The 10,673-nt window shown below is 63.7% G+C and carries 13 protein-coding genes; 3 read left to right on the forward strand and 10 right to left on the reverse strand.

Going from position 1 to position 10,673, the window contains the following annotated elements; all coding sequences use genetic code 11:
* Nucleotides 1–51: 51 nt before the first annotated feature.
* The 3 genes from B3M53_RS14005 to B3M53_RS14015 form a co-directional block, all read right to left on the reverse strand.
* Nucleotides 52–927 carry a helix-turn-helix domain-containing protein gene (locus tag B3M53_RS14005; RefSeq protein WP_022700286.1) on the reverse strand — a complete coding sequence of 292 codons (876 nt, stop codon included), beginning with the start codon at nucleotides 925–927 and terminating at the stop codon, nucleotides 52–54.
* Nucleotides 928–1,002: 75 nt separating this feature from the next.
* Nucleotides 1,003–3,309, reverse strand: coding sequence for a phosphoenolpyruvate--protein phosphotransferase (gene ptsP, locus B3M53_RS14010; RefSeq protein ID WP_286800773.1), 2,307 nt, complete (start codon nucleotides 3,307–3,309; stop codon nucleotides 1,003–1,005).
* Between the two features lie 100 nt (nucleotides 3,310–3,409).
* Complete coding sequence (locus B3M53_RS14015) at nucleotides 3,410–4,645, reverse strand: aspartate kinase (protein ID WP_286800774.1); 1,236 nt, start codon at nucleotides 4,643–4,645, stop codon at nucleotides 3,410–3,412.
* Between the two features lie 169 nt (nucleotides 4,646–4,814).
* Here B3M53_RS14015 and ubiG point away from each other — a divergent pair, with 169 nt between their 5' ends.
* Together ubiG and B3M53_RS14025 are read left to right on the forward strand one after the other, a co-directional pair.
* Nucleotides 4,815–5,579, forward strand: coding sequence for a bifunctional 2-polyprenyl-6-hydroxyphenol methylase/3-demethylubiquinol 3-O-methyltransferase UbiG (gene ubiG, locus B3M53_RS14020; protein WP_286800776.1), 765 nt, complete (start codon nucleotides 4,815–4,817; stop codon nucleotides 5,577–5,579).
* A 10-nt stretch (nucleotides 5,580–5,589) separates the two neighbouring features.
* Nucleotides 5,590–6,303 carry a ZIP family metal transporter gene (locus B3M53_RS14025; protein ID WP_286800778.1) on the forward strand — a complete coding sequence of 238 codons (714 nt, stop codon included), beginning with the start codon at nucleotides 5,590–5,592 and terminating at the stop codon, nucleotides 6,301–6,303.
* Nucleotides 6,304–6,306: 3 nt separating this feature from the next.
* Here B3M53_RS14025 and B3M53_RS14030 read toward each other — a convergent pair whose 3' ends face one another.
* The 4 genes from B3M53_RS14030 to B3M53_RS14045 are packed head-to-tail and all read right to left on the reverse strand — an operon-like array spanning nucleotide 6,307 to nucleotide 8,631.
* Nucleotides 6,307–6,735: a DUF1178 family protein gene (locus B3M53_RS14030; protein ID WP_286800780.1), complete on the reverse strand. Its 429-nt coding sequence runs from the start codon at nucleotides 6,733–6,735 to the stop codon at nucleotides 6,307–6,309.
* Nucleotides 6,732–7,574 carry a carbon-nitrogen hydrolase family protein gene (locus B3M53_RS14035; protein ID WP_286800782.1) on the reverse strand — a complete coding sequence of 281 codons (843 nt, stop codon included), beginning with the start codon at nucleotides 7,572–7,574 and terminating at the stop codon, nucleotides 6,732–6,734. Before B3M53_RS14035 ends, B3M53_RS14030 begins: the two co-directional genes overlap by 4 nt.
* Nucleotides 7,571–7,837 (reverse strand): glutaredoxin 3, encoded by a 267-nt coding sequence (grxC, locus tag B3M53_RS14040; protein WP_286800783.1) that lies wholly within the window; start codon nucleotides 7,835–7,837, stop codon nucleotides 7,571–7,573. Before grxC ends, B3M53_RS14035 begins: the two co-directional genes overlap by 4 nt.
* 59 nt (nucleotides 7,838–7,896) lie before the next feature.
* Nucleotides 7,897–8,631: a ComF family protein gene (locus B3M53_RS14045; RefSeq protein ID WP_286800784.1), complete on the reverse strand. Its 735-nt coding sequence runs from the start codon at nucleotides 8,629–8,631 to the stop codon at nucleotides 7,897–7,899.
* A gap of 38 nt (nucleotides 8,632–8,669) precedes the next feature.
* On the opposite strand from B3M53_RS14045, the gene B3M53_RS14050 reads away from it, so the two are divergent.
* Nucleotides 8,670–9,620, forward strand: coding sequence for a methyltransferase domain-containing protein (locus tag B3M53_RS14050; RefSeq protein ID WP_286800785.1), 951 nt, complete (start codon nucleotides 8,670–8,672; stop codon nucleotides 9,618–9,620).
* Between the two features lie 4 nt (nucleotides 9,621–9,624).
* Here B3M53_RS14050 and B3M53_RS14715 read toward each other — a convergent pair whose 3' ends face one another.
* The 3 genes from B3M53_RS14715 to B3M53_RS14065 form a co-directional block, all read right to left on the reverse strand.
* Nucleotides 9,625–9,798, reverse strand: a complete 174-nt coding sequence (locus B3M53_RS14715) for a Flp family type IVb pilin (RefSeq protein ID WP_349678856.1) — start codon at nucleotides 9,796–9,798, stop codon at nucleotides 9,625–9,627.
* Nucleotides 9,795–10,220, reverse strand: coding sequence for a (deoxy)nucleoside triphosphate pyrophosphohydrolase (locus B3M53_RS14060; RefSeq protein ID WP_022700297.1), 426 nt, complete (start codon nucleotides 10,218–10,220; stop codon nucleotides 9,795–9,797). The genes B3M53_RS14715 and B3M53_RS14060 overlap by 4 nt, the downstream gene beginning before the upstream one ends.
* 60 nt (nucleotides 10,221–10,280) lie before the next feature.
* A partial coding sequence (locus tag B3M53_RS14065) for a peptidylprolyl isomerase (RefSeq protein ID WP_286800786.1) occupies nucleotides 10,281–10,673 on the reverse strand: 393 nt, incomplete at its 5' end.

The following is a 10,673-nucleotide window of genomic DNA, read 5'->3' on the forward strand; positions in this document are numbered from 1 at the left end:
GAGGGACGGTTACGCGAGCCCTGCCAGCCAATGGGGGTGCGTCGACCGCAGCTAGCCCGCGTCGGCTTCGCGCAGCGCCGTCAGAACAAATTCGGCCGCAGAGATATTGTCCACGGCCTGACCCGGCTCGCCCAGCGGTCCCATGGGCCGCCCGGCAGCCCGAACCAGAACAGCCCCGGCGTCATTGGTCGAAATGGTCAAACCCGGCTCGTCCGGCGCGCGATACAGCTCGCCCGGCTCAAGCTCACGCGCGGCGAGGATACGGCCCGACGCATCGCGGACTTCGATATCCACCCGGCCGCCCGCTTCAAGAACCAGCGTATTGCCTGCATGCGCGTCAGGAAGACCCGACCAGATTGCGGCGCGGGTCGGCGCGCCGGAGCTTTCCAGCTCCACAAGCGGGGTTTCAGCGCGCATCAGCGCGTCCATGGGCGCGGCAGCGCCTGCAAAGGCTTCGGCGCGGGTCACGTAATTACCGTACCAGCCCGCGGCGACAATCACGCCGCCCAGAATAAGCACGGCGCCAACCAGGCCGCGCGGCAGCTTGATTTCACGACGTTCCTGAGGCGCGGTCGGCTCGCCGCGGCCCGCGTCACAATCCACTTCTTCTTTGAACTGGCGGACGCAGTCAGCCACGTCCAGCCCGAGAAAAGCCGCATAGGTCCGCAGATAGCCCACAGCATAGGCTTTCGAGGGCAGGCCGCGAGAATCCATCGCCTCAAGAGCGTCCAGATAATCTCGCTTGATGCGGGTGCGGGCGGAAGCGCTGTCGAGGGTCAGACCAGCATGCGTACGGCTCAGCCGCAGGCGCTCGCCCAGACTGACGCCTTCCAGCGCCGGCGCTGGAGCGCTGAACACTGCGTCAACAGGCACATAGCCTGAATCATCTGACGTCGGTTCGTAATCGCGCATCTTCGCGTTCGCCATTTCCTGCGTCACAGTGGACGCTCCCCTCATAAGTGTGGCGCCCCAGCCTCACTCAAGACTATTCAACCAAATGCTTTAGTTTTTATCAACAACTTCTCGCGGCAAACCGATTTCTTTTCCAGCTTGGAGCATCCGCTCCCGCAATGACGGGGCCCCAATTTTCACGGCCTGCTGAATTTCAGCGTCCAGCCAAGGCGTCAAAAGGCTCAGATCACATCCTGCCAACGCCTGCTTGACCGGTCCAATGGATCCCGCCGCCATGGACAGGCTGCGATATCCCAGCGCCGCCAGAACGCACGCCTCAAACGGCTGACCCGCTAGCTCGCCACAGACATTCACAGGTTTGCCGTAAGCGTCACACGCTTGCCGAACATCCTTAAATAACCGTAACGCTGGCGCGCTGATCGGATCATACCGGTCTGAAACGCGCGGATTTTGACGATCCGCTGCAAAGAAATACTGCATCAGATCATTGGCGCCGACCGACACGAAATCCGCCAGCTCCAGACACGCGTCCGGCGCAAACGCCACAGCCGGCGTCTCCAGCATCAGCCCGACGCGCAGCTCATCTGGCGCATCATGTCCGTGCCGACGCGCCAGATCGAGCTCACGCTCTAGCACGTCACGCGCGGCTGCCAGTTCCTCGGCGACCGAGATCATCGGAAAAAGGACATTGAGGGTCCGCCCGCCCGAAGCGCGCACCAGCGCCCGCAGCTGGTATCGGGTCAACGCAGGCCGATCGAGACCCATGCGCAACGCCCGCCAGCCCAAAGCCGGGTTGGGTTCGCGCATGGAAGGGATGAAGGGTGTCACCTTGTCGCCGCCCAGATCGAGGGTGCGGAACACCACCGGCTTGCCGTCCGCAGCGTCATAGACGGCTTTATAAAGTTCGATCTGTGCGCTGAGCCGCGGCAGCGTATCGGCGACCATGAATTGAAACTCGGTGCGGAACAGGCCAACGCCGGACGCGCCTGTATCCTCCAAACGGTTCATTTCAACCAGAAGACCCGCATTCATGCCCAGCGTCATCGCCTGACCGTCTGCGGTCTTAGCGGGCGCATCGCGCAAATGTACGAACGTCCGCTGACGTTCGGCCAGCATGGCGATCCGTTCGCCATAGGCGGTGCTCACCTCTTCGTTCGGACGCACATGCAGAAGGCCGAATTCACCGTCCAGAATGACGCTGTCGCCTTCTTCAACCCGGTCAAGCGCACCCTCGAGCCGCCCCACCATGGGGATGCCCAGAGCCTTGGCGACAATGGCCGCGTGTCCGGTGACCGAGCCTTCCTCGACGGCGATGCCGGCCAGGCGCGACCGGTCAAACTCCAAAAGCTCCGCAGGGCCCACCGATCGCGCCACGATGATCGCGTTCTCGGGCAGGCTGTCCTCTTGCGTCTCTTCGGTGCGCGCCAGGTGACGCAACAGGCGGTTGGCGAGGTCTTCAAGGTCGTGAAGACGTTCCTGGAAATGGGCATCACGCGCTTTCATCAGACGCGCGCGATGCTCGTTCCTGACCCGCTCGACCGCCGCTTCCGCCGTCAGGCCCGCCCGGATCGCCTCGCCCAGCTGATTGAGCCAACCGCGGTCATGGGCGAACATGCGATAGGTTTCCAGCACCTCACGCGACGGCGTGCCGATGGGGACGCGGCCCGAATCCAGAAGCTGGTCCACAGACCGGCGCAAGCGTGTGATCGCCTCGTTCAGGCGCACCTCTTCCGCCGCCGCGTCATCAGCCACCAGACGGGTGGAAAGCACATGCGGCTCATGCTTCACCGCAACGCCGCGCACCACGCCCGAGGACAGGGCCAGCCCCTGAAAGCGTTCAGGCTTGGACAGCCGGACTTCGAGTTCCGAGAAGGCTTCCGCCTGAACCAGCTCGCCCGAGGTGACGATCTCCGCCAGCAGCATGGCGACCGTCTGCAGGGTTTCGATCTCTTCTTCGGTGGTCGGACGCACCGCCACCGTTTGCGCCGTCAGAACGCCCACAAGGCGGCCGCCACGCAGGATCGGCACGCCCACAAAGCTCTTGAACGGCTCCTCGCCGGTTTCCGGTTTATACGAGAAACTGGGATGAGAGGGCGCATCTTCGACCGCGAAAGGCCGCGCCCGACGCGCAACTTCGCCCACCAGGCCTTCACCGGCGCGCAAGCGCACACGGTGTACGGCGGACGCGTCCAGGCCATGGGTGGCCGACAGCTCCAGCGCGCCAGAGGGCCGCATCAGATAGATCGAACACACATCGGCGCCGGTCTCTTCCGCGATGATGTCGGTCAGCCGGTCGAGACGCTTTTGCGCATCCTCCTGGGCCGCCATGAGGTCGCGGATACGGCTGAGCAAACGGCGAGGGCCGCGCACGGTCGTGGACAGGCTTTGAGGCGTCATGGCGATCTGTCAGGCATCCTGTCTGGGTCCGAGGCTGGCGGAGCGCCGCCTGCCTTGAGTCCGGTTTCGGGGGATACAGGCAATGTTTGAGGGGGGTTCGTCAAGCCTTCGACGGCGCCGCCCCCAACCTGTAGGCGCTGTGCAGCGCACGCACCGCGTGTTCGAGAAGGTCTGCATCCACAAGCGCGGAAATCTTGATCTCGCTCGTCGCCGTCATTCGCACGGCGATGCCTTCACGAGCCAGCACGCCATAAAGCGTGCGCGCCACATCCGCCCGTCCCCGCAAGCCCGTACCCACGACCGACACCTTGGCGAGGCCGGTTTCCGAACGCACCTCCAGCCCGTTGGGGCGCGCGGCGTTTTCAGCCGCCGCCAGCGCACGCGGCAGATCCCGCCCCGCCACCGAGCACTCAACAACCGAACCGCCGGACCGGGCGCGCGCCTGCACGATCATGTCCACATCCACATCCGCATCCCCAAGCGCCGCGAACAGGAGTTCCGCGGCCTGCGGCCCCTCCCCGCCATGCAGCGACAAGCGCGCCTGATCGCGCACATAGGCGACGCCCGAGACGATGCGTTTTTCTGCGATCTCCACCTCCGGCGTGACTTCGGTGCCCGCGCTGGTCCCCGCCGGCAAAAAGCTCGACTTGACCCTTAACGTGACGCCCTTCGCCTTGGCGTATTCAACCGAGCGGGTCTGCAGCACTTTCGCACCCATGGCCGCCAGCTCCAGCATGGCGTCATGGCTGATGCGTTCCACCCGGACCGCTTCGGGCGCGATGCGCGGATCGGTGGTGAAAACCCCGTCCACATCGGTGTAGATGTCGCACTCGGCGCCCACCGCCGCCGCGACCGCAGCGGCGCTGAGATCGGTGCCGCCTCGCCCCAGCGTGGCCAGACGCCCCTCGGCATTCAGGCCCTGATAGCCGGCGATCACAGGGATGATCCCGGCTAACATCATCTCATCCAGCGGCTCGCCGCGTATGTCGGTGATTTTGGCGCTGCCCGGCGGTCCCTCCACCAGGATGGGCAGGCTCCAGCCCATGACGGCTTCAGATTCAAAGCCCTCACGCTTTAACGCCAGCGCCATCAACGCCGCGCTCGCCTGCTCGCCCGCCGCCAGAACCGTATCGGTCTCAAGCTCGCCCAGCCCGCCGCCCAGCGCTTCTGCCGCGCTGAGCAAGCGATCAGTTTCGCCCGCCATGGCGGACACCACGACGGCTACCTGTTTGCCTTGCCGCGCCTCGGCGGCGACGATGGAAGCGGAATGCGCAATGCGCTCGGGGTTCGCCATGGAGGTGCCGCCAAATTTCAGCACAAGACGGGGCGTAGCCATTAACATCCTCCAGACACACGGCAATCAGCGGCAGAACGGCGCTCTGCGGCGCAACGGGCTCGATAATCGCGGGAGATGAGACCATATTGCGGCGCAATAGGTACAAAACCGGCGAAACCAGCGCAAATGCGCATCTGCTGTTCTCCGCCGGGATGCGAAGGAGCCCATCATGGCCCAGGCCGAAGCCCCGACCCAATTGTCCACGCCCTCGATTGATCCTGAGGAAGTTGAGAAGTTCTCCCGCATCGCCGGCGAGTGGTGGGATCCGACGTCGAAATTCGCGCCCTTGCACAAATTCAACCCGGCGCGCCTGACCTATATCCGCGACATCCTCAGCCAGCATTTCGGCACGCAAGGCGCAGAGCCGCTGAAAGACCTAAAAGTGCTCGATATCGGCTGTGGCGGCGGACTGGTTTCCGAACCCATCGCCCGACTGGGCGCATCCGTAACTGCAGTGGACGCTGCGGAAGCCAACATCAAGACCGCGCTGGTGCATGCCGAGGAAAATGGCCTCACCATTGATTATCGCCACGGCACCGCCGAGCAATTGCTTGAAGAAGGCGGCCCGGAGCAGTTCGACGTGGTGCTCAATCTCGAAGTGGTCGAGCACGTGGCCAATCCTGAGACCTTCCTGCGCGATTGCGCGAAGATGGTGAAGCCCGGCGGCATGATGATCGTGGGGACGATCAACCGCACGCCGCGCGCCTTCGCCACCGCCATTTTCGGCGCGGAATACGTGCTGGGCTGGCTGCCACGCGGCACTCACCGCTTCAGCAAGCTCGTCAAACCCCAGGAAGTGCGCAAAGCGCTCAAGGCCGAAGGGCTCAAGCTGATGGAACCGGTGGGCGTAAGCTATAACCCGCTGAAAGACCTGTTCTTCATCTCATCGGATTCCGGCGTCAATTATCTGATGGCGTCCGAGAAACCAGCGTAGGACGCCTGGCGTGTTCGAGCCTTTGACCCAGGCCGTCCTTTACGCCCTGCTCGCGGGGGCGACCATTCCGCTCGGCGCGGGTCTGGCGTTGTGGGACAAGATCCACCCCAATTGGATGTCGGGCGAGCTGCGCCATGGCGTCATCGCCTTTGGTGGCGGCGTGCTGATCGCCGCAGTGGCGCTGGTTTTGATCCCTGAAGGCGTCGCGCTGATACCGGGCTGGATGGCGCTGGCGGCCTTCATCTCTGGCGGCGTGAGTTTCTTCCTCATCGACCGCACGCTCGGGCGCAGCGGCCAAAGTATGGGCCAGCTCATGGCCATGCTGGTGGACTATCTGCCCGAAGCGATCGCGCTCGGCGCCATGCTGGCCACCGGGGCGCCGGCGGGCCTGCTGCTGGCGCTGCTGATCGGCTTGCAGAACTTCCCCGAGGCCTTCAACGCCTATCGGGAACGCGCCGCCCGCAGCGACGAACCTGCGATGAAAACCTATGCGCCCTATCTGCTGATGCCGCTGCTCGGGCCTGCCGCGGCGATCCTGGGCGTCTTGATATTCGCCCCCAATCCCATGGTCCTTGGGGTCTTGATGGTGTTCGCTGCAGGCGGAGTGCTGTTCCTGACCTTTCAGGACGTCGCGCCGGAGGTGAAACTCGAACGACGTTGGGCCCCGCCTCTCGGCGCCGTGCTCGGTTTCGCGCTCGGTCTGGCCGGAGATGTGTTTCTCTAGCGCCTAGTTCGCCTTCTTGGGCGGCGTCGGCGTGAACGGTTCAGGCAAAGGCGCGCAGGGCACGCCCTCTTCGCTCAGCTGCTCACGTTCTTCAGCGGTCGTCTCGCCATAGATCAGCCGCTCGGGCGCATCGCCCTTGTGGATAGCGCGGGCTTCGCGCGCAAAGCTCTCGCCCACATAATCAAAATTGGAGCGGATATGCGCCTGCACCTGACGGGCGAGGGTCTGAAAATCAGGCGCGCCGTTGGCGGTCGCCTCTCTCTTGCGCGACGTGCGCACCGACGGCGCCATCAGCTGTTTTGAAATCTCGAGCGAGCCGCAGGTCGGACATTCGACCAGCCCTCGATCATTTTGCAGGTCATAATCGTCTGAATTGCGGAACCAGGCCTCGAACGCATGCCCGTCCGCGCAAGACAAGGCGTAGCGGATCATGGCCCGGTGAACTCCCGGTCATTGCTGAGGGACGGGATACGACTGCGTGCGGAGGCGACTTCGTCAAGGTCGATCTCGGCATGAAGCACGCCCGGTTCATCATGATCGAGATGGGCGATGATCTCGCCCCAGGGCCCGATCACCATGGAATGCCCCCAGGTCTTGCGCCCGTCTTCATGCTTGCCGCCCTGGGCCGGCGCCAGAATGAAACTGCCGGTCTCGATGGCGCGCGCCCGCAACAAGGTCTCCCAGTGCGCGCGGCCCGTGGGACGGGTGAAGGCGCTCGGTACGGAAATCATCTGTGCGCCCGCTTGGGCGAGGCGGCGATAGAGCCCAGCAAAACGCACGTCATAGCAAATGGTCAGCCCCAGCTTTCCGCCCGCCGCTTCAGTCAGCACGGCTCGGTCGCCCGGCGCGTAATTGGTGGATTCTGAATAGGTCTCGCCGCCGCCCAGCGCCACATCGAACATGTGGATCTTGTCATAGCCGACTTTGAGCGCGCCATCGGGGCCAAAAAGATGCGAGCGATTGACCGCGCGGTCGCGACCATCGTCAGATTTCGCGCCGCCTTTGAGCGCCATGGAGCCGATCAGAAGATCAATCCCCAGGGAATCCGCCAGATCCGCGAAGCGCACGATGGCGGGCTCCACATCCGGCGTATGGATCTGGTCAAAGAGGCGTTCGGCGTCCTTCTGCACCAGCGTGGTGGTCTCAGGCGTCAGGACAAACTTCGCGCCAGAAGCCGCCGCTTCGCGGATCAGCGCTTCGGCGTCGTCCAGATTGCGCTCCGGATCCGTACCGGAGCGCATCTGTATCAAAGCAAGTTTAATCGCGCTCATAGCGCTCCTTCAATGCGTAGCAGATCATCGAGTTTGCCCGCGCGCTCCAGCGCCATCATCTCGTCGCAACCGCCCACATGAGTCTCCCCGATGAAGATTTGCGGGAAGGTCCGGGCGCCGTTGGCGCGGTCCACCATTTCCTTTTTCTTCTTCACATCAAAGCCGGCGTCAATCTCTTCAAAGGAGACGCCTTTCTTTTTGAGAAGCGAAACAGCGCGCACGCAATACGGGCACATGGGGCGAGTATAAAGGGTGACGGCCATGTCAGGCCCTCCTTGTTTTCAAGTCAATCTCAGGGGAGCGGGGGTCCGCAATCGCCCTGTTATGTAAGCGGGTCCACAGGTTTAACAACGCGCGCCAGCGTGATCGCGGTCACATCTTCGGCGCCGGCGCGTTTAAGAACCCTTGCACACGCCTGCAGTGTAGCGCCGGTGGTATGCACATCGTCCACAAGGACAAAACGCCGCCCCTCGATGAAAGGTTTCGCATTTTTCTGAATACGGAACGCGCCCGCCACGTTGCGCTGGCGCGCCTTGCCGCTGAGCCCGCCCTGACTGGGCGTGGCGCGCGTGCGCAACACCAGGTTCGGCTCCACAGGCAGTGAGGTGACCTCGGACACCGCGCGCGCCAGGAGAAAAGACTGGTTGAACCGGCGGCGACGCAACCGGCTGGCGTGCAGCGGAATGGGAATCAGCCCGTCCGCCCCGTCCAGCGCATCACGCCCTGCGCGCGCCATCCAGCGGCCAAAGACTTTCAGCCCGTCGGTCCGTCCCGCATGCTTGAGCATCAGGACCAGACGTCGACTCTCGGCGTCATACACAAAGGCCGACCGCATCCGCCGGCACGCCGGCTCTTGCGCCGCACAAGCCCCGCACAGCGCGCCTTTGCCGATGGGATAATCAAACGGCAGCCCGCAGCTCTCACACCAGGGGGCGTCCAGAAAGCGAACCTGAGACCAGGCCCCGGCGGATAATTCACCCGGCGCCGCAACCGGATCGCCGGTGATGGGACACAGCGGCGGCCAGATCAGATTGGCGCACACGCGCCACAGCCCCAAGGCTTTGCCTGATAGCGCATTGGGTCCATATCTGGCCCATGACCCCGGTAACGCTGATTTCATCCAAACCCGCCCCGCAGCCCGAAGACGGACCGCCTGTCCTGTTTGACCGGCGCTTGCTGGCCCGTCGCCGGGATCGCGCCGCCTCTGATTTTACATCATACGACTTTTTACACGCCCGCGCCGCCGATGATCTTCTGGACCGGGTGGAAAGCGTCAGCCGCGATTTTGAAACCTGCCTGGTCCTGGGCGGCGGCGGGGCTGTGGGCCGCGCCTTGAAGGACCGGCCTCAGGCGCGTCGGAAGATCAACCATCTGATTGAGACCGACCTCTCCCCGCGCATGGCGGGGTTGAGCGATCAGACGGCGGTCTGCCTGGATGAGGAACAGCTGCCTATCGCACCTGAAAGCGTGGATCTGGTGCTGGCCTGTCTGAACCTGCACTGGACCAATGACCTGGTCGGCGCCCTGATCCAGATCAATCACGCGCTGAAGCCCGATGGCTTCTTTGCCGGCTCCATTCTGGGCGGAGCAACGCTGACCGAACTGCGCCAATGCCTGAAAACAGTCGATGAGGCAGACCCCGCGCCGCGCCGGGTCTCGCCCTTCGCAGATACGGTGGATATGGCGGGCTTGCTCAGCCGGTCCGGCTTCGCCCTGCCGGTGTCTGACGTGGACCGGGTGAAAGCGCGCTATGGCAATTCGTTCGTGCTAATGCGCGATCTGCGCGCCATGGGCGAAACCAATGCCCTGGTTGAGCGCCCGCGCACGCCCGCCACCAAAAGCTTTTTTGTGAAAACCGCGCAGACCTATTCCGAGCGCTTTGCGGAAGCGGACGGCAAGGTGCCTGCGACGTTCGAGATCATCCATTTCGCCGGCTGGGCGCCGCATCCTGACCAGCCCAAACCCAAACGCCCCGGCTCAGCGAAAGTGCGACTGGCTGACGCCCTGGGGGTAAAGGAACACACATCAGGCGATAGTGTCGGCTAGAGGGTCAGCCCTCGCCGCCTGAACCGCCAGATGCAGTGCTGATCGTCGTGCTGACCATTTGCAAAAGCTGCCACAGCTGATCGCCCAGAAGCGAAACCGCGGTGATCACGACAACGCCCAAAAGGCCGACGATCAAGCCATATTCAATGGCTGTCGCGCCGCGTTCATCGCAGATCAGCCGACGCGCGCACCGACCAGCCTGTCGCGCAATTCCGCCGCCAGCGGCTTGTCGGCGGGTGGCATCGGATACTCGCGAAACTGGTCGGGCCGCGTCCAGACGATCTTTTGACCCTCTGTGGGGTTGATGAACCCGTCCCAGCGTCGACAGACAAATAGCGGCATCAGAAGATGTCCGCCGCCCTCGAGCGTTTCGGATGCAAAGGCGAAAGGCTGCAGGCATTGCTCGCATGGCTCGATCCCCAGCTCTTCACGCAATTCGCGCACAAGCGCCTGTTCAGGCGTTTCACCCGGTTCAACCTTGCCGCCCGGGAACTCCCACAGGCCTGCATGCTGTTTGCCGGTCGGGCGCTGGGCCAGCAGGACGCGCCCGTCCGGGTCAACAAGCGCACACGCCACCACAAGCAACAGGTTTGAAGTCATAACTATAAGCCGTTTGGGTTAAAGCGGAGTTGGGAGACAGGGTGTATGCGTCATTAATCGCTAGGGCGCATCCTCGCCCGGCGCCTCTTCAGGCGTATCAATCGCCTCAGGCGTGACCACAGCAGGCTCCGTCGTGCGGAGCGCGCTCGGCGCCTGCCCCGCGACACGGGTCACAGGATAGCGCTCGCGCAACACCTCCAGCAGATCGTCAATCCCCTGCAAGGTCAGGAACCGGATGATGTTGGGCCGCACTTCATCCAGGCTTTCACGCGGCTGGAGACGGCGATCCATCACCTGCAACACATGCCAGCCATATTCGGTCTCGAACGGAGCGCTGACCTCGCCCTCGCCTGTGTCGAACGCCACTTGGGCGAAGCCGGTGAGAATCCCCGACCGGGTGAAATAGCCCAAGTCACCCCCGCTGAAGCGCGTGGCGAGATCCCGGCTGACCTG

This window comes from Oceanicaulis sp. UBA2681, from assembly GCF_002354675.1.
GTDB lineage: Bacteria > Pseudomonadota > Alphaproteobacteria > Caulobacterales > Maricaulaceae > Oceanicaulis > Oceanicaulis alexandrii.